This window comes from Streptomyces sp. NBC_01077 (assembly GCF_045162855.1).
Classification (GTDB): domain Bacteria; phylum Actinomycetota; class Actinomycetes; order Streptomycetales; family Streptomycetaceae; genus Streptomyces.
In genome coordinates this window covers 3,314,570-3,337,177 of record NZ_CP108669.1, presented here as the reverse complement: position 1 = coordinate 3,337,177, position 22,608 = coordinate 3,314,570, and the positions used below count along the sequence as shown (strand labels likewise).

Annotated in this window: 21 protein-coding genes; 13 read left to right on the top strand and 8 right to left on the bottom strand. The window is 71.7% G+C overall.

All coding sequences use genetic code 11. The features are described 5' to 3' along the window. The first annotated feature begins 110 nt into the window (after window positions 1-110). Window positions 111-671: a hypothetical protein gene (locus tag OG462_RS14890; RefSeq protein ID WP_406057919.1), complete on the top strand. Its 561-nt coding sequence runs from the start codon at window positions 111-113 to the stop codon at window positions 669-671. Between the two features lie 45 nt (window positions 672-716). Here OG462_RS14890 and OG462_RS14885 read toward each other — a convergent pair whose 3' ends face one another. The 3 genes from OG462_RS14885 to OG462_RS14875 all read right to left on the bottom strand — a co-directional run bounded on the left by OG462_RS14885 (window position 717) and on the right by OG462_RS14875 (window position 3,757). Continuing rightward, complete coding sequence (locus OG462_RS14885; RefSeq protein WP_406057918.1) at window positions 717-1,727, bottom strand: LLM class F420-dependent oxidoreductase; 1,011 nt, start codon at window positions 1,725-1,727, stop codon at window positions 717-719. Window positions 1,728-1,845: 118 nt separating this feature from the next. Further along, window positions 1,846-2,709: a DUF5336 domain-containing protein gene (locus OG462_RS14880; RefSeq protein WP_406057917.1), complete on the bottom strand. Its 864-nt coding sequence runs from the start codon at window positions 2,707-2,709 to the stop codon at window positions 1,846-1,848. A gap of 109 nt (window positions 2,710-2,818) precedes the next feature. Next, on the bottom strand, window positions 2,819-3,757 hold the full coding sequence (locus OG462_RS14875; RefSeq protein WP_406057916.1) for an N-acetylmuramoyl-L-alanine amidase: 939 nt from the start codon (window positions 3,755-3,757) through the stop codon (window positions 2,819-2,821). Between the two features lie 663 nt (window positions 3,758-4,420). On the opposite strand from OG462_RS14875, the gene OG462_RS14870 reads away from it, so the two are divergent. From OG462_RS14870 to OG462_RS14860, 3 genes are all read left to right on the top strand, one after another. After that, entirely contained in the window at window positions 4,421-5,893 is a 1,473-nt protein-coding gene (locus OG462_RS14870) for a hypothetical protein (RefSeq protein WP_406057915.1), read from the top strand. 138 nt (window positions 5,894-6,031) lie between these two features. Further along, the gene (locus tag OG462_RS14865; protein WP_406057914.1) at window positions 6,032-7,327 is read left to right on the top strand and encodes a hypothetical protein; all 1,296 of its coding nucleotides are present in this window, start codon (window positions 6,032-6,034) and stop codon (window positions 7,325-7,327) included. Then, the gene (locus tag OG462_RS14860) at window positions 7,324-8,208 is read left to right on the top strand and encodes a methyltransferase domain-containing protein (protein ID WP_406057913.1); all 885 of its coding nucleotides are present in this window, start codon (window positions 7,324-7,326) and stop codon (window positions 8,206-8,208) included. Before OG462_RS14865 ends, OG462_RS14860 begins: the two co-directional genes overlap by 4 nt. Here OG462_RS14860 and OG462_RS14855 read toward each other — a convergent pair. Together OG462_RS14855 and OG462_RS14850 are read right to left on the bottom strand one after the other, a co-directional pair. Beyond that, a complete protein-coding gene (locus OG462_RS14855) occupies window positions 8,171-8,803 on the bottom strand; it encodes a class I SAM-dependent methyltransferase (RefSeq protein WP_406057912.1) in 633 nt (210 codons plus the stop codon). The two genes, OG462_RS14860 and OG462_RS14855, sit on opposite strands and share 38 nt — an antisense overlap. A 46-nt stretch (window positions 8,804-8,849) precedes the next feature. Next, on the bottom strand, window positions 8,850-9,257 hold the full coding sequence (locus OG462_RS14850; protein ID WP_406057911.1) for an ATP-binding protein: 408 nt from the start codon (window positions 9,255-9,257) through the stop codon (window positions 8,850-8,852). Between the two features lie 84 nt (window positions 9,258-9,341). On the opposite strand from OG462_RS14850, the gene OG462_RS14845 reads away from it, so the two are divergent. From OG462_RS14845 to OG462_RS14825, 5 genes are all read left to right on the top strand, one after another. Further along, a complete protein-coding gene (locus OG462_RS14845) occupies window positions 9,342-10,190 on the top strand; it encodes a Scr1 family TA system antitoxin-like transcriptional regulator (protein ID WP_406057910.1) in 849 nt (282 codons plus the stop codon). Next, entirely contained in the window at window positions 10,150-10,434 is a 285-nt protein-coding gene (locus tag OG462_RS14840) for a DUF397 domain-containing protein (RefSeq protein WP_406057909.1), read from the top strand. Before OG462_RS14845 ends, OG462_RS14840 begins: the two co-directional genes overlap by 41 nt. A 2-nt stretch (window positions 10,435-10,436) precedes the next feature. Next, entirely contained in the window at window positions 10,437-10,865 is a 429-nt protein-coding gene (locus OG462_RS14835; protein ID WP_406057908.1) for a hypothetical protein, read from the top strand. Window positions 10,866-11,361: 496 nt separating this feature from the next. Next, window positions 11,362-16,011, top strand: a complete 4,650-nt coding sequence (locus tag OG462_RS14830) for a ricin-type beta-trefoil lectin domain protein (protein WP_406066542.1) — start codon at window positions 11,362-11,364, stop codon at window positions 16,009-16,011. A gap of 10 nt (window positions 16,012-16,021) precedes the next feature. Continuing rightward, window positions 16,022-16,693, top strand: coding sequence for a hypothetical protein (locus OG462_RS14825; protein WP_406057907.1), 672 nt, complete (start codon window positions 16,022-16,024; stop codon window positions 16,691-16,693). Between the two features lie 175 nt (window positions 16,694-16,868). Here the strand turns inward: OG462_RS14825 and OG462_RS14820 are convergent, their stop codons facing one another. Continuing rightward, window positions 16,869-17,273 (bottom strand): DUF4259 domain-containing protein, encoded by a 405-nt coding sequence (locus tag OG462_RS14820; RefSeq protein ID WP_406057906.1) that lies wholly within the window; start codon window positions 17,271-17,273, stop codon window positions 16,869-16,871. Window positions 17,274-17,420: 147 nt separating this feature from the next. Here OG462_RS14820 and OG462_RS14815 point away from each other — a divergent pair, with 147 nt between their 5' ends. Both OG462_RS14815 and OG462_RS14810 read left to right on the top strand, forming a co-directional pair. Beyond that, window positions 17,421-18,398 (top strand): endonuclease/exonuclease/phosphatase family protein, encoded by a 978-nt coding sequence (locus OG462_RS14815; RefSeq protein WP_406057905.1) that lies wholly within the window; start codon window positions 17,421-17,423, stop codon window positions 18,396-18,398. A 329-nt stretch (window positions 18,399-18,727) separates the two neighbouring features. Continuing rightward, the gene (locus OG462_RS14810) at window positions 18,728-19,891 is read left to right on the top strand and encodes a hypothetical protein (protein ID WP_406057904.1); all 1,164 of its coding nucleotides are present in this window, start codon (window positions 18,728-18,730) and stop codon (window positions 19,889-19,891) included. Window positions 19,892-19,950: 59 nt separating this feature from the next. Here OG462_RS14810 and OG462_RS14805 read toward each other — a convergent pair whose 3' ends face one another. Next, window positions 19,951-20,367, bottom strand: a complete 417-nt coding sequence (locus OG462_RS14805; protein WP_406057903.1) for a cupin domain-containing protein — start codon at window positions 20,365-20,367, stop codon at window positions 19,951-19,953. A 125-nt stretch (window positions 20,368-20,492) separates the two neighbouring features. Between OG462_RS14805 and OG462_RS14800 the strand changes: the two genes are divergently transcribed. Together OG462_RS14800 and OG462_RS14795 are read left to right on the top strand one after the other, a co-directional pair. Beyond that, window positions 20,493-20,819: an FKBP-type peptidyl-prolyl cis-trans isomerase gene (locus tag OG462_RS14800; protein ID WP_395360347.1), complete on the top strand. Its 327-nt coding sequence runs from the start codon at window positions 20,493-20,495 to the stop codon at window positions 20,817-20,819. A 203-nt stretch (window positions 20,820-21,022) separates the two neighbouring features. Then, window positions 21,023-22,045: a GlxA family transcriptional regulator gene (locus tag OG462_RS14795; protein WP_406057902.1), complete on the top strand. Its 1,023-nt coding sequence runs from the start codon at window positions 21,023-21,025 to the stop codon at window positions 22,043-22,045. Here OG462_RS14795 and OG462_RS14790 read toward each other — a convergent pair. After that, window positions 22,031-22,522 carry a DUF2716 domain-containing protein gene (locus OG462_RS14790; protein ID WP_406057901.1) on the bottom strand — a complete coding sequence of 164 codons (492 nt, stop codon included), beginning with the start codon at window positions 22,520-22,522 and terminating at the stop codon, window positions 22,031-22,033. The two genes, OG462_RS14795 and OG462_RS14790, sit on opposite strands and share 15 nt — an antisense overlap. Window positions 22,523-22,608: the final 86 nt, after the last annotated feature.

The following is a 22,608-nucleotide window of genomic DNA, read 5'->3' as shown; positions in this document are numbered from 1 at the left end:
CGAGTCGATCTCCGTGGTGGGCGGGGGCGGGACCCATTCGGAGTCGCTCGTGTGGCGGCACCCGGTGCCCCGGGTGAGGCTGGCGCCACAAGCCCCAGGGAGGTCCTGCCGTGCCCAGATCCATACCCCGGTCCGTGTCCCGCGGTGTCGTGGCCCTCTTGCTGTCCTGCGCCCTGCTCCTGACCACCGCCGCCTGCAACGGCGACGACGACGCGAGCGCGAGCGGCGCCGCGACCCCGACGGCTTCGAGCAGCTTCGAGCAGCAGAAGCTCGCCAAGACCCGGTTCGTGGCCAACGCGGGTCTGGCCGCGGGAGCCACCTACCAGTGGATCGTGAAGCCCTACCGCGCGGGCAAGTTCAAGAAGGGTGCGGACGGCCGGACCTTCGCGCTGGTGAAGGCGGGCCTCGCGGGCGCGTTCACGTACAACCGGCTCAAGGCGGCGACGAACAACGCCAAGGGCGACCCGCTGCTCTCGAAGGCGGTCGCGCCGCTCACGGCCGGGATCGAGTCGCTCAAGGAGCTCGGGACGAAGCTCCGCAAGGGCGAGGTGGGCGACGCGGACGTCGGCGCCTTCGAGAACGTCATCAACAGCGTCAAGGACGCGGGCAAGAGCGCCGGCGCCGAGGTCGTCGAGAAGGTGCCGAGCACCTCGGAGCTCAGCGGCGGGTGATGACCGGCACTCCGGCGCGTATGAGGACCGACACCCCGGCGTGTACTAGGAGTTGAGCTCCGCGAGCAGGCGGAGGGTGGCAGGGTCCGGTGACGTGACGAGGAGGTCCGTCACCGGGCCCTGCCGCCATTTCCCGAGCCGTTCGGCGATCCGCTCCCGGGGGCCGACCAGCGAGATCTCGTCCGCGAAGGCATCCGGCACGGCGAGGACGGCCTCCTCGCGCCGCCCGGCCGCGAACAGCTCCTGGACGCGCCTCGCCTCCTTCTCGTACCCCATCCGCCCCATCAGGTCGGCGTGGAAGTTGCGGGCCGCGTGGCCCATGCCGCCGATGTAGAAGCCGAGCATCGCCTTGACCGGCAGCAGTCCGGCCGCCACGTCCTCGCAGAGCTGGGCGCGGACCATGGGGGCGACCAGGAAGCCCTCGGGGAGACGCTCGGGCAGCGCGTACACCTCGGACCAGCGGTCGGGCGTCCAGTACAGCGGCAGCCAGCCGTCGGCGATGGTGAGCGTCTGCGCGATGTTCTTCGGTCCCTCGGCGCCGAGCAGGATGGGGAGTCCGGCCCGGAGCGGGTGGGTGATCGGCTTGAGCGCCTTGCCGAGGCCGGTGCCGTCCGTCCCGGTGTACGGGTGGGAGTGGTGGCGCCCGTCGAGCCGGACCGGGGCCTCGCGGCGCAGGACCTGGCGGACGACGTCCACGTACTCGCGGGTCGCGGTCAGCGGGGAGCGGGGGAAGGGGCGCCCGTACCAGCCCTCGACGACCTGCGGCCCCGAGAGGCCGAGTCCGAGCATGACCCGTCCGCCGGAGAGGTGGTCGAGGGTGAGCGCGTGCATCGCGGTGGTGGTGGGGGCCCGGGCGGCCATCTGCGCGACGGCGGTGCCCAGTTTGATCCGGCTGGTGTGGGCGGCGATCCAGGTCAGCGCGGTGAAGGCGTCGGAGCCCCAGGCCTCCGCCGTCCACACGGAGTCGTAGCCGAGCCGCTCGGCCTCGCGGGCGAGGTCGAGATGGGCGGGGGAGGGGCCGCGGCCCCAGTAGCCGAGGGCGAGTCCGAGTCGCATGCCCCGCATCCTTTCTGACGTTCCGTCAGTTCAGGCGAATGCGGGGACTGTACGACAACGGCCCCTCGTCCGGAAGGGATTCCGGACGAGGGGCCGTCGGCAGTACTACGGCTGTGGATCAGCCGCGCTGGATGCCTGTGGTGTCCTGCAGGACACCACGACGGCCGTCCTGCGTCTGGGCCACCAGGGTGGCACCGCGCTGCTCGACCGCCAGGTACCAGGTACCCGGGGCCAGTTCGGCGATCGGCGCCTGGGAGCCGTCCTCCGCGTACAGCGGGCGGGCGACCGGAACCGCGAACCAGAACGGCGTGAAGTCCCCGGCCGGCTGCGCCTGCGGAGTCTGAGCCTGGGCCTGGGCCTGCGGCTCGGGCTGCTGCGGAGCCTGCGGGGCGGCGGCCTGCGCGCCGAACGGCTGGCCCGCACCCTGCGAGGGGTCCTGCGGCCCGCCGTACTGCGGGTGCTGCGCGCCCGGGTAGCCGTAGCCACCGGGGACGCCCTGCGGGCCGGGCTGGCCCGGCTGCATGCCGTACGGCTGCGGGGTCTGCGGCTTGGGCGCGCCGACGAGCGGAGCCTTGAGGGCCGGGACCAGCGGGCCTGCGACGACCGCACCGGCCAGGACCAGGGCGGCGATCAGGCCGAGGACGAGGCCGGCACCGGCGTTGCTCGACTCGAAGACCCACATGAGCAGGGTCCAGGCGGAGGCGATGGTGAACGCGGCACCGACCTGGCCGAGCTCCAGGCCGGCCACCTTGCGCTGCTCCGGCAGGCTGCGGGAGAAGACGACGAGCGCGGCGCCGGCGAAGCCCAGGAAGAAGGACCCCCAGCCGAGGTACGAGATCTCCCAGGAGTTCGGGTTCTCGATCTGGTCGCAGATCGCCTCAGTTGCGTCACAGCCGGAAATGCCGAGGAACGAGGCGATGAACAGCACCACCGCTGCACCGATCAGCACGCCATCGCCTCGGGTGAGGGAGCGGATATTCACGTAAGAAGTCCTTCGTCGGGTCGTCGCGTCGGGGTGGCGCTCAGGTCATGGCACGGGGGATGGCATGGAGCTGCCCCATCGTACGGAGCGAATCTATCGCCCGCCGGTTCTACCCCTTGAGGTAGGTGGCGATGCCGTCCGCGATCCCCTGGGCCGCCTTCTGCCGCCACGTCGCCGACGTGAGCAGCTGTGCGTCCTTCGGATCACGCATATTGCCGCATTCGACGAAGACCTTGGGGACGGTTGAGAGATTGAGGCCCCCGAGATCGTCGCGGACGTCCAACCCCGTGCCGGAACCAAGGTAGTTGGCGGGAGCCGTTCCGGTGGCACGGGCGAACCGGTCGGCGATCCGCTCGCCCAGGTCGCGGGAGGGGTCGACGATCTTCGTGGTGTCGGCGGAGCCTTCGCGTACGCGTGCGGGCAGGATCACATGGAATCCGCGGTTGCCGACGGCGGATCCGTCCGCGTGGACGGAGACGACGGCGTCGGCGCGGGCCGCGTTGCCGATCTTCGCCCGCTCGTCGATGCAGGGCCCCCAGGGGCGGTCGGCGTCGTGGGTGAGGACCACCTTGGCGCCGCGCGCCGTGAGGAGGTCCCGGAGCCGGTGGGTGACGTCGAGGGTGAAGGAGGCTTCGGTGTAGCCCGCGTTCGTGGAGGTGCCGGTGGTGTCGCACTCCTTGCGGGTGGCGCCGATGTTCACCTTCTGGTTGATTTCTGTGGAATGCCGGAAATTGCCGGAGTTGTGGCCGGGGTCGAGGACGACGGTCCGCCCGGCGAGGGACGGCTTCACCGGGTTCGTCCCCGTCGCCGCGGTCGTTCCGGTCGGTGTCGTCGTCCCGGTCGGTGTGCCCGTCCCGGTCGCCGCGGAGGGCGGGAGGGGGGAGCGCGTCGGCTGCCCGTCGGAGGCGAGCGGCGGGCTCGGCTGCTTCCCGTTCTCCTGTGGCGAGGCCTGCGAGGCCGCGCAGCCGGCGAGTGCGGCGCAGCAGCCCGTGGCGGCGAGGGCGAGGGCGAGGGTGCGGCGGGTGGTCTTCCGGTGGTCGTACGGCACCCGGCGACTCTAGGCCCTGTATGAGACGAAATCCCGCACCCCTACGTCGCAGCTTGGTCACCGGCTTCCCAGAACGGTGGACGCGTGTGGGGAGACCGTGAAGGGTAGGTGACAAGAGGCGACGGTGGGGTGTCACCGCGCATGGACCCACGAGGGGGAACCGTGGTGGGGGAAGAACCGAACGACGCACGTCCTGAACCGTCCGACGCACGTCCCGAACAGGCCGACCGGCCTGTCGGGGACGGTCGCGGGGTGGACCCGCGGACTCCTGCGGCGCCCTGGGAAGCGCCACCCGCGCCCGCGACGCCGGCCGCACCTGCCGCACCACCTGCGACATCTGTCACACCGCCTGCCTCGCCGCCCACGCTGGCCTTCGGCCCGCCGCCGGGTGCGGCGCCCGGATCCGCTGCGGCCGCCGCTTCCGGCCCGGCTTCCGGCCCGGCTTCAGGCCAGGCTTCCGATTCCGCTGCCGGCTCGGCTCCCGGCGTCGGTCCTGCGACCGCGCCCGGCTGGGCCGGTGCCGGGACGCCTCCGCCGCCCGGCGCCCCGCCCGGCTACGGGCCGCCGCCGGGCTACGGCCCGCCCGGGTACGGGCAGCCGCCCGGCGACGGCGGGCAGCCGCCCGCGCAGCCCCGCGGCGAGGCGAACGGGGCACAGGCCGCCATGATCGGCCTGCTCAACCTCTCCTGCCTGGGCCTCGGTTACGTCCTCCTGCGCAACTGGGTCGGCGCCGCGCTCTGCTGGGTCGCCACCGCCGCCCTGCTCGTCATGGCCCTCCCCGCCGACGTCGACGGCGTGCCCCTCGGGCTCCTCGCCGGCTACGGCGTCTTCCTGGTCGCCGTCGCCGCCGACGGGGCCAGACGCGGGCTGCGCGCGACCCTCCGGGTCGGCGCCTCCTTCCGCCGTCTCGCGCTGCCGCTGGCCCTCGTGCTGCTCGCCGTGCCCGCGGGCGGCTCGCTCGCGTACGGTGCGGCCCGCGACGAGGCGAAGGAGCAGGCGCTGCTCGAACGCCTCTCGGCGGCGGACGCGCTGGTCGAGTCCGCCGACGACGGCCTGACCTTCGACAAGGCCGAGCCGACCTACCTCAAGGCGCTCGCCACCTACCAGGAGCTCGGCACCAGGCACGCGGGCTCGCGGGCCGGGAAGCTGGTCCCCGCGCGCCTCGACACGTACTACGAGACGGTCTCCCGCCCGTACGCGAAGAAGGCGTACTGCGAGGCCGTCGCGCCGCTCAAGCACCTGCGCGGGCTCGCCGGCACCGTCGACAAGGAACTGCTCGGCACCCGGCCCGCCAAGACCGACGAGCCGCTGGCCGAGGCCCTCTTCAAGTGCGGGACGGACGCGCTCGGTGTGGAGGCCGCCGATCCGCCGGCCAGCGAGAGCCTCAACGTGCTGTACGACACCTTCCCGAAGTCGGCCCAGGCGACCCGTGTCGAGCCGGCCGTCCGGGCGGCGATCAAGACCCGGACGACCGCTCTCACGGGCGGCGCGACCCCGTGCGAGACCACCGAGGAGCTCCGCGAGCTCCGCTCCTCCCTCGACAACATGACGGACCCCGCGATCGAGGACGCGGCGAAGGAGGCCGCCGGCGCGGTCCAGCGGGGCGACTTCTCCTGTGGGACCTCGCAGTTCCGGAGCAAGGAGTTCGACGACGCGATCAAGACCATGACCCAGTACGCCAAGGACTACCCGAGCAGTCCGGACGCGGCGCACGCCCGCTCCATCGCCATCGCCGCCGAGATCGCCGACGAGGAGCCCGCGGCGGGCAAGAAGCTGCCCCCGGCCGACGTGCCGGGCGGTTCGCGGATGGTGATGGTGGTGAGCAACGACGGCCCGGGTGAGGTCGAGCTGCTCTACACCGGTCCGATGACCGGCAAGGTCACCTTGAAGTCGTGCGGGACCTGCACCAAGTACCCGAGCCCGATCTTCGCGGGCTCCAAGAAGATCAAGGCCTGCACCGGTCCCTCCTCGAAGTACCCGAAGGCGACCCTGCTGCTGCCCGCCGGCGACTACCACTTCCTCCAGAAGCGGGTCTCCACCGGCACGGCCACGGCCGGTGACACCAAGTCGAGCAAGGCGAAGATCGAACCGGGGTACAGCTACACCAACTGCCTGTACGTCACCTCGGGGTTCTGACCCTGCCCGCGCGACATGATGTTCATCCCGACGGCCGTCACCTTTCGAGGGGGCGGCCGTTGGAGTGTCCGATGATCTTGGGACAGCCGAGATCGCGTGACCTCCGAGCCCTGGGGCCGGAAGACGGATGCACACCGGATGAACACCACGGCGGTCCTGGACCGCGACACCGAACCCACCCCCACCTCCTCATTAGCGTCCTTAGCCTCCTCGGCCTGGTCCGACTTCGGCTGCCGGGTGAACGCGCTCCCCCCGGCCGAGCTCTTCGAGCGGTACGAACGCTCCCGCTTCCTCTACCCGGCCAAGCGCGCCCGGCTCGCCCCGTACTGGCCCCGCATCCTGGACAACTGGCAGCGGGCCCGCCGGGCGGGCGAGCTTCTGCACTGGGTGGCCAGTTACGACGAGCCGGACGGCGGCTGGGCCTCCCTCACCTCCTGGCGGTCCACCCACGCGGGCTGGCAGACCCAGCACCTGGTGAGCTCCGGCACCCTGCTCGGCGGGCGGGCCGTGATGCTGGCCGCCCAGGCGGTGCGGACGGCGGAGCGGCAGGACGTCGCCCAGCAGAACTGGTTCAGCCCCGGCAACCGCTTCGCCGCCCTCGCCTTCGGCGGGATGGCCGACAGCCTCGGCCCCGAGCGCTCCCTGGTCGCCGCGGGCGACTACGTGACGGTGCCGCTGCCACTCGCCCGCACCCTGGGGCAGGGCGACGAGGCTCGGGGCCCGGGCGGCGACGGAGCCCGGGGCCTGAGCCGTGGCGGAGCCCTGGGCCTGAGCGGTGACGGGGCCCTGGGCCTGAGCCGTGACGGAACCCGGGGCCTGGGCCGTGACGGAACCCGGGGCCTGGGCGGTGACGGAACCCGGGGCCGGGACCGGCGGCCAAGCCGCCCCGTGGTCGAGCTCGACGGCGGGGCCTGCCCCGAACTCGCCGAGCTCGCCCGCCACTGCCGCGGTGAGGTGTACGTACGGGCCGAGGGCCTCGACCGGGACGACCTGCGGCTCGACGACGTCGACCGGCTCTACCGGCTGGTCGGGCTGCGCCGCTACCGGCGGATCTGGGTGCAGTACGACGCGACGGGCCGGCTCCGGGCCGCCGCGCTCGCCTACCGCGGCCCGCTGGGCTTCAACTTCTCCTTTCTGGAGAATCGTTGCGACCTGCTGGTCTCGCCCGAGCTCGAAGAACCCGAGGCACGGCGGGCCATCGACGCCCTGATCGGTGCCGCGAGCGCCGCCTACGAGGACTTCGAACCCGGCAGCGTCCCCGTGGCCGCCGCGACGCCGCTGGACCGGCTGCTCCTGGCGGGCGCCGAGCGCGTCCGCCCGTACACGAGGGCCCTCTGGCTGGCGGAGGCGTACTCCGACCTGTACCAGCACATCGACAGCCTCTACGCGCGGCGCCTGCGCGGCCGGGGGCAGCACCCGAGGAGGACCCCGTGAGCGTTCCGCAGGCCGTCCCGCAGACCATTCCGCAGGCCGTTCCGTACCTGATGGAGGACCGGCGCGAGGCCGGCCGGCTGGTGGCCAAGGTCGACGCCGACGGCTGGGTACGGGAGTACCTGGGGCCGGTCCTGCCCGCCCTGCCGGCAGGCGCGGGGCGGGTGCTCGACGTGGGCGCGGGCCCCGGGCACATCGCGGAGGCCGTCCTCCGAGCCAGGCCCGAGACGGAGGTCATCGCCTTCGACGGCAACCCGGAGCGGCTCGCCGCCGGCACCGGGAACACGGAGGGCGCGGCCCTCGTCCGGCGCTCGGGCGACGCCCGTGAACTCCCCTTCGAGGACGGTTCCTTCGACCTCGTCTACTCGCGGCTCATGCTCCAGTACGTCGCCGCACGCGAGCAGGCCGTGGCCGAGATGGCCCGGGTCACCCGCCCCGGCGGCCGGGTCGTGCTCTTCGACCTCGACGGCCAGCTCGTCTGGCACGACCCGATGGGCCCGGAACTGACGGCGACGCTCGGCCCGGTGACGGACGCGCTCGCGGCGGCCGGCTTCGACCCGCACACCGGGCGCCGCCTCTTCGCCCTCGCCCGCCGGGCCGGGCTCACCGACCTGGACGTACGGGTCGACCCGTACCACCTGATCGCCGGCCGGATCGACCCGGTCGAGCGCGAACAGTGGGCCCTGAAGCTCGACATCGCGCGCCCGCTGATCGCCCGCGCGCTCGGGGGCTCGGCGGAAGCGGCGGACCGGGCCGTCGAGACCTTCCTCGCCCACCTGGACAGCGAGGAGACACTGACCTACTCGGTGGCCTTCACGGTCACGGGCCGCCGTCCCGTCGGCCCCGTCAGCCCAGGCGGCGAAGCACCCGCAGGGAGTCGGTGACCGAGACCTCCTCGAAGTCACCCGACTCCAGCGCACGGAGATAGATCCGGTACGGAGCCTGACCGCCGTCCTCCGGGTTCGGGAAGACGTCGTGGATGACGAGCAGGCCCCCGGGGGCGACCTTGGGGGCCCAGCCCTCGTAGTCGTTGGTGGCGTGCTCGTCGGTGTGCCCGCCGTCGACGAAGACGAGGCCGAGCTGCCCGCCCCACACCTTCGCGACCTGCGGCGACCGCCCGACCACGGCGATCACGTGCTTTTCGAGCCCCGCCTTGCGCAGCGTCCGCCGGAACGTCGGCAGCGTGTCCATGAGCCCGACCTCCGGGTCGACCACGGTCTCGTCGTGGTACTCCCACCCCGGCTGCTGCTCCTCGCTGCCCCGGTGATGGTCCACGGTCACCGCGACCGTCCCCGTCTGCCGGGCCACGTCGGCGAGCAGGATCGTGGAGCGCCCGCAGTACGTGCCGACCTCCAGGAGCGGCAGCCCGAGCTTCGCCGCCTCGGTGGCCGCCCCGTACAGCGCGAGCCCCTCTCCGACGGGCATGAACCCCTTCGCGGCCTCGAAGGCGGCAAGGATCTCGGGCTCGGGCACGGACATGGTGACTCCTACTGGCGGGTACGCGGGTACGGGCGCCCATCGTGCCCTACGCGTCGCACTCGAACCACACCGTCTTGCCGCCGGCCGTCTCGTCGACCCCCCACCGGTCCGTCACGGCCTCCACCAGGACCAGCCCCCGCCCGCCCGCGTCCAGCGGATCAGCCGCCTTCGCGTGTACGGCCCCGGGCACGTCGTCGGAGACCTCGACCCGGAGCCCGTACGGCTCCCGCAGGATCAGGACCGCGCACCGGCGGCCGGGCACGTGCCGGACGACGTTGGCGACGAGCTCGGTGAGCGCGAGGGTCGCCGGGTCGGCGAGGCGGTCGAGTTCCCAACGCGTGAGGAACATGCGGAGGATGCGGCGCATGTGACCGGCGGAGTGCTCACCGACGGTGAACCGCATGCGGTAGCTCGACGCAAGTACCGCAGGATAGAGGTCTGTTGCCTGATTCATGCCACCAGGGTGGGCGGGTTTGGTTACGCTCGGCAACGGACCGAACACAACTCTTCGCCGCGTGAGCTTGGGGGTGACCTCGCCGTGGTCAACATCCGCGCCTTGGATCCCAGCGCCTCGCCGCTGGACTACTACGGATACGAACTCCGCCGCCTGAGAGAAGGCGCCGGGCTAAGTCAGTCGCAGCTCGGCGACATCCTCTTCTGCACCGGCTCGCTGATCGGCCAGATCGAGACGGCGAGAAAGGTCCCGACCAGGGAACTCTCGGAGCGGCTGGATGCGGCGCTGATGACAGGCGGGTTCTTCACCCGGCTGGTGGGGCTGGTGCTGAAGAGCCAACTGCCGACGTGGTTCAGGCCGTACGCGGACATGGAGGCGAAGGCGACGTACCTTTGCATCTTCCAGGCGCAACTGGTTGACGGCCTGCTCCAGACGGAGGGCTATGCCCGGGCTCTCATGGGATCCAGGTTCGAGAACGACCTCGACGGCCTGGTCGCCGCGCGCATCGAGCGCCAGCGGATCCTGGACTGTGAACACCCCCCGCTGTTCTGGGTCGTCATGAGCGAGGCGGCGCTGCGTCAGGAGATCGGTGGGCGGGAGGTGATGCGGGAGCAACTGGCCCACCTGTTGGGGATGCAGGAGCGTGAGTGGGTGAAGATCCAGATCCTTCCGTTCGAGGTCGGCGCGCACGCGGGATCGCACGGCTCCTTCACCCTTCTCCGCTTCCAGAGCGACCCCGACCTCGTCTACACCGAGGACTTCGTCCAGGGGCATATGACCGTGGATTCGGCCGCGTTCAGGGAGGGGTCGCTCCGTTACGATCACCTCCGAGCGGCCGCTCTGTCGGTGGAGGACTCGACCACGCTGATCACCCGCGTCATGGAGGAACACTATGGAGACCAACCAGAACCTGGCGGGAGCGCACTGGCGTAAGTCCTCGTACAGCGGCGACAACGGCGGCCAGTGCATCGAGTGTGCTCCCCTCGGCACTGCCGCCTGGCAGAAGTCCTCGTACAGCGGCCCCACCGGCGGCCAGTGCATCGAGGTCGCCGACCTCACCGCCCACGTCGCCGTTCGTGACTCCAAGAACCCCGAAGGCCCCGCCTTCCTCGCCACCCCCGCCGCCTTCACGGCCTTCGTGACGGCCGCCGCCGAAGGGCGTATCGGCGGTCGCTGATCATGGCGACCCTCATAGGGATCGTGATCCTCGCCGTCGCCCTGCCGGCCTGGGCGGGGATCACGTTCGTCGGACTGGTCCGGGCGCGTCGGGGCGACGAACTGCCCCAGCCCCGACTGCCCCGGCCCCGCCGCTCACCCGCCAAGAAGGCCGCCTGGATCGCCGGGCTCGCCTACCTCGCGGGCGGCGTACTGCACCTGTACGGCCTGACGTACATGCCGTTCCTCTTCCCGGAGGACGCGTGCTGGTTCAAGGCGGGGATGAAGGTCTACCCGGACTCCAGCGGCGCGCTGCCCGTCAGCCTCGTCTGCCACGGCATGGAGATCGTCCCGTGGTGGGTCAACCCCGGGCTCCTCGTCTTCGCGGTGACCGCCGTCGCCGCGACCGTCACGAGCGTCTTCCTCGCCCTGCGGCGGCTTGCCGCGCAATGAGGTGTCCGGCCAGCGGATTTCCCCTCCGCGTTCCGGACTTTGCGGTCAACTCTTGCCGAGCGTTGTTTACTCGGGGTTAAGTAGCGTCGCACGCGTCTGGGACTGACCATCCCGTCGAGACGCGCGCACGTCATCGGCGGTCCGGGGGGACAGTGCCGCCACGGGGAAGGCCGGCATCGCCATGGTGCGATGCCGGCTCACTGTGAACGTCGCCCAGGTCACCCCTGCCTGCCCTCGTTCGCTGTGAAGGATGCTCTCCTTGCGGTTCAAACCGGGGTTGTTCACCTCCAGATCACGCTCGTCCACCACGCTCACCACAGCCATCACGTCCGTCGCCGCCCTGGCGGTCCTCAGCGGTGTGGCCGTCCGGCCCGACCTGGCCGTGCCGAACGCCGCGCTGAACATGGCGGCGGTGGCCGACTCGTACGACGGCTACGACGCCAAAGCGGCCCAGCAGTTGCGCGAGGACCAGTGCATCGCCATCGAGGCCCTGCGCATGGGCGGGCCCAACCTGCACGCCCTCGCGCAGAGTTCTCTCGTCCTGCCGCCCGATCAGCTTCACGTGAAGCTCAAGCGGGACATGTTCGACGACAAGACCCCGCTGCACGCGGCCCGGAACGCGGACAGCACCCTCACGGACCAGTGGCTGGACAAGGTCCGGAAGCAGGGCTACGCGTGGTCCAGCGCCGCGAGCCTGGACTCCTACCCCAACGCGCCGCGGGACCCGGACAAGATCTTCGAGCAGACCGGGCTGGACCCGTGGCTGAACCAGGGGTACTGGGCCCCGCTCGACGTGTTCAACCCCTTCTACGACTCCTCGCCCACCGCCGACGACAAGACGAAGGCCGCCGCGCTCGCGATCGGTGACCCGCTCTACACCAGTGGCGGGACGGCGAAGGAGCAGGAGGCGTGGGCGCTGTGGAAGAAGAACTCCGGGAAGATCGAACCCAACCAGTACTTCGTGCCCCGGGTGTTCGCCGATGACGCCCGCATCTTCCTCGGCTCCGGCGGCTTCCCCCGTACGGCCCCGGAACCGGACAGCCCGGAGTTCCGGATCGCGGTCGAGGACCTGAAGGCCCGCTTCGGGGCCTGTGGGTGGCACGACCCGATCGACCCGAACAAGGTCCTCGGCAAGCAGGTGGCGCAGGCCGCCACCGAGTGGCAGCAGGAGATCGCCGGCCAGACCGCGCAGCGGCAGCAGATCCTCACCGCGGGCAAGGACGCCGCGAAGGCGCTGCAGGACGGCACGTACGCCCTCAGCCTGCTCCTCGGCCAGTCGTGGCTCGCCGACTACTACACCCGCTGGCAGGACCACTGGACCCCCGGCGGCGTCGGCTGGATCGGCAACGGCTACACGGAGATCCAGGTGCCGGGCGCGCCGGGCAACTGCCTGGACGTCCAGGGCGGCGGAAAGACCAACGGCACGCCGGTCCAGATCTACACCTGCAACGGCAGCGCCGCGCAGAAGTGGCAGCTTGAGGGCGGCGAGGAAGACCTCCACCTCCGCAACGTCAACTCGTTCAAGTGCCTGGACGTGGCAGGGAACGCGTCGGCCAACGGCACGAAGATCCAGATCACGGACTGCTACAGCACCAAGGGCCAGTCGTGGAAGGGCGACGTCCGCGCCGCCTCGCCGCTGAAGAGCCTCACCACGGGCAAGTGCCTGGACCTCAGCGTGTTCACCAAGAGCACCGACACGCGGCTCTGGGACTGCAAGGGCACCAGTGCGCAGAAGTTCCTGATCAAGCCGACCGGGGAGAAGGGCGCAGGCAGCACCCCGTACCCGGTCAAGACGCAGTTCGACGCGGCGAAGAAGGGCCTCGCCGACGCCCAGGCGGCAGCGAAGACCCACCTGGCCGCGGTCAAGGCCCAGCTGGAGAACGCCAAGAAGTCGGCCGTCTCCTCCGACACGGCCGTACAGGCCGCGTACGGCATCGCGGACGCCGCCGGTGCCCCGCGCGGCCGTGGTCTCCTGGTCGGCCAGCAGAAGGCCCAGGTCACCAAGGGCGCCGTCGCCGCGCTGACGGCGATGGTGAAGGCCGGTGAGACCGCCGAGGCCGCGACGCGAGCCGCCGCGGGCGACAGCGCGACCATCACGCAGCGCGCCCTCGCCCAGACCGCGCAGGTCAACGCCGAGTTCCGCAAGGAAGCCGCGCACACCGCCGAGTTGCAGGCGAAGGCGGCGGCCGACGGGGCCAAGCTGCACCGCGACAACGCGAAGAAGGACAAGGAGACCGCGGAGGCCAAGCTCGTCGTCGCGCTGAAGGCCGAGGGCGACGCCAAGGCGGCCGCCGCCGACGCGCACGCCAAGCGGCTTGCGGCCGAGGCCGAGGAGGCCACGGCGAAGGCGGAGAAGGACACCGCCGCCGCCAAGCAGAACGAAGCGGCCCAGCACAAGCAGACCGCCCAGACCGAAGCGGCCAACGCCCAGACGGCCAAGGAGAACGCCGAAGCCGCCGAGGCGACCGCGGTCGCGCGGAAGAACGACGCGGTCAAGGCGCGCGACAACGCCCGCGACCTCAACGCCGACGCGTGGGACGCCGCCCAGAAGGCGGACGCGGCCCGCGCCAAGGCGGATGCCAAGAAGGCGTTTGCCCAGGCCCACGAGGCCGACGACAACGCCCAGGAGTCCAGGGCGGCGGCGGACGCGGCCAACACGTACGCGAACGACGCCCAGGCCGCCGCGGGGCGGGCCCGTACCGCGGCGGACGCCGCGAGCGAGGCGGCGGCCGAGGCGGACGCCGCGGCCACCCGCGCCGAGGCGGCCGCCAAGCGGTCCCGCGCGAACGCGGACGCCGCCCAGGCCGCCAAGCTGAAGGCCGACGCCGCGGTGAAGACCGCGACCAGCGCCGCAGCCGACGCCATTGCGGCCTCCGTGCACGCGGCCGAGGAAGCCAAGGCCTCCGTCAGACTGGCGGAGGAGGCGGAGGCGCTGGCCAGGACGGCCAAGGCCGAAGCGGACGCGGCGAGCAAGGAAGCCGCCAAGGCTCTGGCCGCCGCCGCGAAGGCGGCGGGCTTCGCGCACGTCACCGCCCAGGCCGCCGTGGACGCGGGCAACGCCGCCGTACAGGTCGCCAAGCCCGCCAACGACGCGATCCAGCTCGGCTCCCCCTACGTCACCACCGACTCGGCCGCCGGCCTGGTCGTCCTGACGGGGCAGGCGTCGAAGACGATCGCCGACCAGCAGAAGGCCGTCGCCGACGCCCACGCCAAGAACGCGCAGACCGAGGCCGTGGCGGCCAAGAGCCTCGCCGACCAGGCGGCCGGGGACGCGAAGGTCGCCTACCAGTACGCGGCCAACGCCGCCGGACACGCTGCCACCGCCCGTGGCTACTCAAAGGAGGCCCTCGGGTACGCGGCCGACGCCGCCGCGGCCGCCGCGAAGGCCACGCAGTCACTGGCCCGCACCGTCGAGTACGACCGCAAGGCCGCCGAGGACGCCGCCGCCGCCGACCAGGCCGCCGGTCGCGCCGAGGGCTACGCCAAGCAGGCCCGTGAGTCCGCCGACCAGGCGGCCCTCGACGCCCAGGCCGCCCGCGAGGCAGCCGCCGCGGCCGAGCAGTCGGCCAAGGACGCCCGGGCCGCCGCCGACCGCGCCGCCACCGCGGCCACCGAGGCCGAAGAAGCCGCCAAGGACGCGCTGAAGTACGCCCAGGACGCGCAGAAGGCCGTCGACGAAGCGCTGCGCGACTCCGCGAACCAACAGGTCTCGACCGGTGCGGGAACCGGAGTCGGCGGCACGTGGTACGTCGTCGACGAGGACACCGTCGAGATCACCGACGCCAAGCAGCACGACCCGTGCGTGATCACCATCGGCTTCGAGGGCTGCACCACCACCTTCACGGTCACCTTCAGCGCGGTGGTCGACTTCTTCCTCTGCACCGATCCCGAGGTGGCCGCCGGCGCCGGCACGTGCCCGAGGGCGGACACCCTGCTCATCGAGAGCAAGCGGATCCCGGGCCTGAAGAAGGACGTCACCCGGTACTTCTCCAAGCTGGAACTCATCCAGGAGACCCTCACCTACAAGCTCATCAAGGCGGTCCTGGTCCAGGACTTCGTCGACTGCTGGCACGGCAGCATCAGCGGCTGCGCCTGGGCGGCGAGCAACTTCATCCCCGGCAAGGCGTTCGGCAAGGTCTTCGAGGGGATCCGGGCCCTGGATGCCGCCATGAAGACCGGCGTGGGCGTCCGGGACGCGTTCAAGGCCCTCCAGGCCCTCGACCTGGACCCGGGAACCATCGCCAAGCTCAACGCCCTCGTCAACGCCGAGGAAGCCCTGTTCACCGCCTGCAAGGTGAACAGCTTCCCCGGGACCACCCGGGTGCTGATGGCCGACGGCTCGCAGCGGCCCATCAGCCAGGTGGGCGTGGGAGACCTCGTCAAGGCCACGGACCCGGCAACCGGCCGGGTGGAGGCCCGGCGGGTCACCGACACCTTCGCGCACGACACCCGGCGCCTGGTGGACATCACCGTCGCCGGCGGGGGGAAGCTGGCCAGCACCGCCGGCCACAAGTTCTATGTGGCGAAGCGCGGCTGGACACTGGTCTCCGACCTGAGCGTCGGTGACCGCCTCCGCACCCCGGACGGCTCCGTCCGCGCGGTGACCGCCCTCCTGGACCGTTCGGGTCTGGCGCCGCGCACGGTCCACGACCTCACGGTCGACGACCTGCACACGTTCTTCGTGCTGGCGGGCGTCACCCCGGTCCTCGTCCACAACTGCAACGTCGCCCTGGGGTGGCAGCTGGGCGGTGCGCTCGACGAGTGGGCCAGGGCGAACAAGTTCGCCACCTTCTCCATCTCGTCCCCGAAGGACTTCGCCCAGATCGTGGAGAAGGCCGTCGCCGACCCGAAGGTGATCCTGCACATCAACATGACAGGGCTGAGCACGAAGGGAACGTTCGTGCAGGCCGCTCAGCGCGGCCTGACGTACGGCGAGCACGGAGCGGCCACGGACTACGAGATGTCCATGATCGCGAGGGCGCTCGTCAACGGCCAGCGTCCGTGGAGTTCGATCAACTTCTACACGCCGACAGGGGCGAACGGGGCCATGGAGCTCGCCCCTCGGACGAGCATGCCGGACCTGTCCGGGTTGAAGGGGGACATGCCCCCGGTGAAGGGCTCGATCATCGGATACTGCCACTGCTGAGGAGGTGGACATGAACGCCCACAAGGAAGATCTGTACCCGGAGGTGGCCGCCTCGGGCGGCCTCGTAGCGGCGCTGCGGCAGGCCGCGGAGCTGCGCGGCTGCGACATCGGCCTGCCGCCCTGGGCCACCGACGCCGTTGGCATCGAGACGACGAGGGGCTACCTGTCGGTCGACACCGCAGCCGAGGAGCGGCTGTTCCGGCTCCGCACCCACATCCCCGATTTCGGCTGGGACATCGGCTCCACGGACGATCTCGGAACGCTCGTGGAGGCGATCGCCGCATGGCGTGAGGGCGTGCCGATCGGCGAACTGAAGGAGAGGTTCGACTTCCTGGACCTCGACGAGTTCACCGGGGCGCTCGAAGCGGGAGAGCCCACGTCCTCGCAGTGGGCGAATCTCCTGTCGTCCGAGTACTACCGGGGGCAGCGGAGCCTTCTGCTCCGTCTCCACGCGGACGAGGTGCTGCGGAACGCGTTCCCGACGATGACCCACCGCACCGTCCGCCTGCAGGTGGACCCGATGCACTGGATGAGCCGTCAGGTTCGGGTGCACGAGCCGGACGAGGGGCGCTACGAGGTCGTGCGGGTCGGGGTACCCGGGGCGGACTGGACCGAGGTGCCGGGCGGCGACCTGGTCGCCCACCTGCGAGCCGCGCTGTACGACGACGACCAGTCATCGTGACGGCTCGATGAAACCGAAGCCCCGCCGGGCGACCGGCGGGGCTTCTTCGTCCCCTCACCCGCCCCCGGCCCGGCCGGTCCGTCCGACGGTGGCCGGGGTCACCCCGCCGCAGTCACCCCGCGTCAGGACCCGAAGCACCCGAGTCCGTGTCAGCCCCGCCCCGTGGACTGACGGGTCAGGCCCCCGCCAGGACCGCCCGCAGCTTCCGTACCCCCGCCTTCCACTCCTCGCCGTCCGACTCCTCCCACAGCTCCAGGAGCTCCGACTCCGGGGTGAGCACCCTGTCCAGCGCCGCGACGGCCGGCGGACGCAACTCCGCGGGGAGTTCGGGCAGCGACTGCTTCGGGCCGTAGGCGGTCGTGACGGGCTCCCCGCCCGGGCACTGCGCCGCGACGAGCGCCGCCGACGCGATGGCCTCCACCGCCAGGTCGGAGTCCAGGTAGTCGTCGCCGGTCTCGATCACCTCGCGGAAGGCCGTGCGCAGCACCTCCGCCTTCTTCTCCGCCGGGGCCTCGTCCACCCGGTACGAGAAGTCGGCGGCCGTGTCGTTGTCGAACGGCCCGATGTCCCAGGTGCCCATGGTGTGTTCACTCCCTCTGTTCACGCTCTGCTCGCGTTCTGCGGGCATCGTGACAGGACCCACTGACAACGCCCACCGACAACACCCCGGGCGCGTGCGGCCGTGCGAGGATGCGCCGTCCATTACCGATCATGAAAGGACGTGCCCATGCGCGCGTCGTTCAGAGCGCTGCTCGCCGCGCTCTTCTCGATAGGTCTGCTCCTCGCCGCCGGGACGGGACCCGCCCAGGCCGACGTCGTCACCCCGCAGGACGCGAAGCCGCTGCGCTTCATCTCGTACAACGTGTGCGGGGCGAGCTGCGCCCTCTCGGCGGAGACGGACGCGGGCAGGTCCGCGTGGGTGTTCGACCTGGTGAAGGAGATCGACACCTGGGACTCCGACCTCGTCATGCTCCAGGAGCTCTGCTACGGGCAGTGGAAGCTGATCCGTGACGCGCTGTCGCCGCAGTGGCGCGTCGGGGATGTCAGCTACGACACGGTGTGGGGTGCGGCGCTGCCGTCCGCCTCCGGCTGCGGTCAGTGGGACCCGGTCGACCGTCGTTTCGGGCTTGCGATCTTCTCGAAGGGAGAGGGGTCGATCGTCGCCGGGACGCGGACCGTCACGTTCCTCCCCGAGGTGCCGACGACTCCGACGGAGGACCGCATCCTCCTCTGCGCCCAGGCCCAGCTCGACGGACGGGTGGCCCGGGCCTGCAACACCCACATCGACTTCCACGACGCGACCACGGCCCTCCAGGTGCCGAAGGTGGCGGAGCTCGTCGAGGCCGCCAGGCAGGGCGGCGAGCCCGCCGTTCTCGCGGGGGACTTCAACCAGGTTCCCGACCATGCCGACATGAACTCCCTCTACAACCACGGGACGGGCTCGACCGGCCGGTTCCAGGAGGTCGACGAGAACGACAAGGAGCAGTTCGCGGGCGTCGACTGCCCCCAGACGGCGGACCGCTGCCGCAGCGGTGAGGCGACCGCCAGTCCGGCCTGTTCGGAGCACACGAACGAGACCAGCAAGATCGACTACGTCTTCCTGAGCTACGAGTGGTTCAAGACCGTGCAGGGAGACGCGCTTTCCTGCCCGCCGGGGATGTCCGACCACCACCTCCTGCGAGGCGCGGCGGCCTGGGAGCAATAGGCCCGTCGGACGTCGCGGGCCGCGTGAGTGCCGGGAATCACGGGCCGGCGGCGATCCGGGCGTGGCGCTCGGTCGCGAACCCGTCTACGGCTCCGAACAAGCGTCCACTCGGGGCAGGTCGGCACCTGAACGTCGAGGCTGGGCGCGGCGGCGACCGCGGCACGGAAGGCGGTCGGCCGCTCGTCGATCAGCCGCAGCAAGTCGGGTAAGTTCAGAGTGTTTTCCACTCCGGTTGTCTATCGCTCACTGACAACGCCCCCCGCCTGCCCGTCTAGGCTCTTCCGGGCCGTCGCCGTCGGCGGCGCCGGTTTCGACATGGGGGACAGGACGTGCACGAACAGCCCGAGGCGACCGAGGAGAAGGACGTGGGGCGCGTGTCGCCACTGCGGCGCGCGATGCGGGACCGTACCGCCCGCGTGGCGGTCGTCGCGGGGCTCGTCGGCGTGCTCCTCGGGGCGGGGGCCGTCGCCTGGCGGACCGACACGTTGCCCCTGGTGAGCGGCTCCGCACCCTGCTGGGACTCGCTCGGCGAGGGGACCCTGACCGCCCTCTTCGGCGAGGACCGCGAGATCCGGTCCGAGGAGCAGGACCTGGGAAGTTCTCCGCGCGCCGACGGGCTCACGTACGGGCAGTGCAGGATGGCCGGCCTCCAGGGCGGCGAGCGCCGCCAGGTCGAGATCCGGGTCCATGAACTCGACGGGCAGTACGGCATGGACGCCCATCGATGGCCTGCCGAGTTCCTGGAGCCGGACATGGTGTCCCTCGGCGCGGGGCTGCCCGGGATGGCGAACACCTCCCGCGCCTGGCTGGCGCTCCCCGAGAGCTGCTTCGGCGAGCGGCGGCGCGACTTCTCCGCGGCGACGGTCGTCGACGTGGCCTCGGGCCGGGCGGGCGTCGACCGCCACCCCGACCTCCCTCACTGGGAGGAGGACCGCGACGCGCTGGCGCGGGCGGCCGTGGACGCCGCCAACGGGGCGATGCGGGCTCTCGGCTGCACGGACACCTACTCGGCGCCCGGCGCACTCCCCGAGGCGTCGGACTGGGAGCCGCGGCGGACGGACACGCTCTGCGGGATCAAGGGCTTCACGCTGCCCGCCGGCTTCTCTGCCGAGCGGCGCGAGGCGCTCTCGCGGGAGCGGTTCGGCGGCGACGGCGGCCCGGCCCGGGTCTGCGAGGTGGGTTGGATGCAGCCCAACACGTACCTCAGGTTCACGACGGTGGTGGACCCGGCGCTCGCCGACGTCTTCGCGCGGGACGTCATGCGGGGCGGTTCGCTCGTTCAGGGGCTCAAGGGGTACGGCTCGTTGAGCGAGACGCGCGCCGCCTACCGGGCGAAGTGCGGGACGGGCTCGGTGGTCTTCCTGGTGGAGCAGAAGCGGGCTCTCGACGACGGGACTTTCGACCTCACACGGGCGCTGCTCCCCGGGTACGTGGCGGCGGAGGCGGAACGGATCGGCTGCGGCCCGGAGAAGCTGAAGCCGATGCCCGCCTGAACCGGTCGGACGCACGCGATGTCGAGTTCGCTGCGAGCAGCAGCCGTACCGGCAACGTGTCAGGCGCTGCCGACGACGTCGTCGAGCGCGTGCCCGGTCGTGGCGTCGACGTGGCCCGGGAGGTCGTCGTGGCGGTCGCCGACCGTCGAGGTGCCCGTGGGCTCGAACATGAGGATGACGGCGCCCCCGGGGGCGTACGGCTTGTGCTCCGTGCCGCGCGGGACGGTGAAGACCGAGCCCCGGGGGAGCCGGACCGTGCGTTCCCCGGCCGGCTCGCGCAGCGAGAGGTGCAGCTCGCCGTCGAGGACGAGGAAGAACTCGTCGGTGTGGTCGTGGGCGTGCCAGACGTGCTCGCCCGCGACCTTGGCGACGCGGACGTCGTAGTCGTTGACGTGCGTCACGATGCGGGGGCTCCACAGGGCGTCGAAGGAGGCCAGGGCCTGGTCGAGGGCGATGGGATCGTTGCCGTTGCTCATACGGGGATCGTCGCCGGTGGAGCGCGGGCCGCGTGAGTGCCAGGAATCGCACATGTCGCACGAATCCTCGCAGGTACGTATCGTCGCCATCGCTACGACCGCTCACAGCCGAGAAGAGGAAACGCATGGGAGTCACGAGAGAAGTCATCGAGGCCGGGGACGGCCAGAACTTTCCCAAGCCCGGTGACGTGGTGAGGATGCACTACACGGGCACGCTGGAGAACGGAAAGAAGTTCGACTCGTCCCGGGACAGGGGCGAGCCGTTCGTGAGCAAGATCGGCGTCGGCGAGCTCATCAAGGGCTGGGACGAAGGCGTCCCCCAGATGTCTCTGGGCGAGCGCGCCAAGCTGACCATCACCTCCGACTACGGCTACGGCGACAGGGGTGTTCCGGGCGCCATTCCGCCCAAGGCCACGCTCATTTTCGACGTGGAGCTCCTCAAGATCAATTAGTGGCCCCGGCGGCCATCCGAGCGTGGCTTCGTTCCCCCGGCGAGTGCTGACCGGGGGAACGCCCGACCGCCCGGGCCGGGGGAACGCCCGACCGCCCGGGCCGGGGGATCGTCCGACCGCCCGGGCCGGGGGATCGTCCGACCGCCCGGGCCGGAACCCCCTCGCCGATGGAGCGCGAACCGTGCGAGTGCTAGGAATCCCCCATGTCGCACGCATCCTCGCAGCCGCTGTCCCCGGACCGCCTCCACCGGGTCGTCGTGATCGTGGACGCGAACTCCAACCCCTTCGAGCTGGGGTGCGCCACCGAGGTCTTCGGTCTGCGACGGCCCGAACTCGGCCGTGAGCTGTACGACTTCCGCCTCTGCTCGGCCGAGCCGGACACCCTCATGAGGGACGGGTTCTTCACCCTCTCCGGCGTCGCGGGTCTGGAGGCGACCGAGGGGGCGGACACCGTGATCGTCCCCAATCGCCCCGACGTCGAGGTGCCGCGCCGCCCGGCGGTGCTCGACGCCGTCCGGCGGGCCCACGCGCGCGGGGCGCGCCTCGTCGGCTTCTGCAGCGGCGCCTTCACGCTCGCCGAGGCCGGGGTTCTCGACGGGCGCCGGGCCACCGCGCACTGGCAGTGGGCGGACTCCTTCCGGGAGCGCTTCCCCGCCGTGGGCCTGGAGGAGGACGTGCTGTTCGTCGACGACGGGGACATCCTCACCGCAGCCGGCAGCGCCGCCGCGCTCGACCTCGGGCTGCACATCGTCCGGCGTGACCACGGCGCGGAGATCGCCAACGCGGTCAGCCGTCGGCTCGTCTTCGCGGCGCACCGGGACGGCGGGCAGCGGCAGTTCGTCGAGCGGCCCGTGCCCGACATCCCCGACGAGTCCCTCGCCCCCGTCCTGGCGTGGGCGCAGGAGCGCCTCGACGAACCCCTGACGGTCGCCGTCCTGGCCTCCCGCGCCACCGTCAGCCCCGCGACCCTCCACCGCCGCTTCCGGGCACAGTTGGGCACGACACCGCTGGCCTGGCTCACGGGGGAGCGCGTCGCCCTGGCCTGCCGGCTCATCGAGCGGGGCGAGGCGCGCCTCGACGCGGTCGCGCGCAGCAGCGGCCTCGGTACGGCGGCGCACCTGCGCGCCCTGATGCGCCGCGAGACGGGCCTCGCCCCGTCGGAGTACCGGCGCCGGTTCGGCCCCGGCTCCGGTCCGGGCTCACGAGGCTCGTCAGACCTGGCCTGACCTGCGGATCGGCGGCCCGAGGACCTTGTCGACCTCCGGGGACGCTCCGGCCAGGAGTTCCCCGCCGAACAGGCAGAGCGTGTGTTCCCAGGGGTGGCCGAAGCTGCCGAGCCGGAAGTCGTCCGAGAGGTAGATGTAGTAGTCCCCGTCGGGGTACGGGCTCAGCGGCCAGTCCGGTCGTCCGGGGCCGCCGACGTCCTGCGGCGAGAACCGGTACGACGTGTGCTGCCAGTCGAGCGCGAACAGCGTGCCCTCCGGGCCGACGCAGGAGGCCAGGGCCTCCTGGACCACCGCGACGAGCCGGTCCAGACCCTGGCAGTCGGGATCGTCGTCCAGCGCGGCAAGGCTCCAGGTGGCCGACGTGGCGGGCTCCTTGATGGCCGGCCACTGGAACGGGTTCGTGCTGGGCCGGAAGGCGAACTCCTCGTCGAAGCGGTCCCAGACGCGCCGGTACTCGGCCTCCGGCAGTTCGGTCACGGGTATCTCTCTCCTCATGGGACGACCCTAACGATCCCCCCGGACCCGGACCCGGACCCGGACCCGGACCCGGACGTGGACCTGTG

Excerpts from the sequence above, each read along its gene's own strand:
- OG462_RS14885 (WP_406057918.1), bottom strand. The coding sequence starts at position 1,727 with ATGCGACTCGGACTCGCCCTCGGCTACTGGGGCCGCGGCCCCTCCCCC.
- OG462_RS14870 (WP_406057915.1), top strand. The coding sequence starts at position 4,421 with ATGATCGGCCTGCTCAACCTCTCCTGCCTGGGCCTCGGTTACGTCCTC.
- OG462_RS14865 (WP_406057914.1), top strand. The coding sequence starts at position 6,032 with ATGAACACCACGGCGGTCCTGGACCGCGACACCGAACCCACCCCCACC.
- OG462_RS14855 (WP_406057912.1), bottom strand. The coding sequence starts at position 8,803 with ATGTCCGTGCCCGAGCCCGAGATCCTTGCCGCCTTCGAGGCCGCGAAG.
- OG462_RS14850 (WP_406057911.1), bottom strand. The coding sequence starts at position 9,257 with ATGAATCAGGCAACAGACCTCTATCCTGCGGTACTTGCGTCGAGCTAC.
- OG462_RS14840 (WP_406057909.1), top strand. The coding sequence starts at position 10,150 with ATGGAGACCAACCAGAACCTGGCGGGAGCGCACTGGCGTAAGTCCTCG.
- OG462_RS14835 (WP_406057908.1), top strand. The coding sequence starts at position 10,437 with ATGGCGACCCTCATAGGGATCGTGATCCTCGCCGTCGCCCTGCCGGCC.
- OG462_RS14830 (WP_406066542.1), top strand. The coding sequence starts at position 11,362 with ATGGGCGGGCCCAACCTGCACGCCCTCGCGCAGAGTTCTCTCGTCCTG.
- OG462_RS14825 (WP_406057907.1), top strand. The coding sequence starts at position 16,022 with ATGAACGCCCACAAGGAAGATCTGTACCCGGAGGTGGCCGCCTCGGGC.
- OG462_RS14820 (WP_406057906.1), bottom strand. The coding sequence starts at position 17,273 with ATGGGCACCTGGGACATCGGGCCGTTCGACAACGACACGGCCGCCGAC.
- OG462_RS14815 (WP_406057905.1), top strand. The coding sequence starts at position 17,421 with ATGCGCGCGTCGTTCAGAGCGCTGCTCGCCGCGCTCTTCTCGATAGGT.
- OG462_RS14805 (WP_406057903.1), bottom strand. The coding sequence starts at position 20,367 with ATGAGCAACGGCAACGATCCCATCGCCCTCGACCAGGCCCTGGCCTCC.
- OG462_RS14800 (WP_395360347.1), top strand. The coding sequence starts at position 20,493 with ATGGGAGTCACGAGAGAAGTCATCGAGGCCGGGGACGGCCAGAACTTT.
- OG462_RS14795 (WP_406057902.1), top strand. The coding sequence starts at position 21,023 with ATGTCGCACGCATCCTCGCAGCCGCTGTCCCCGGACCGCCTCCACCGG.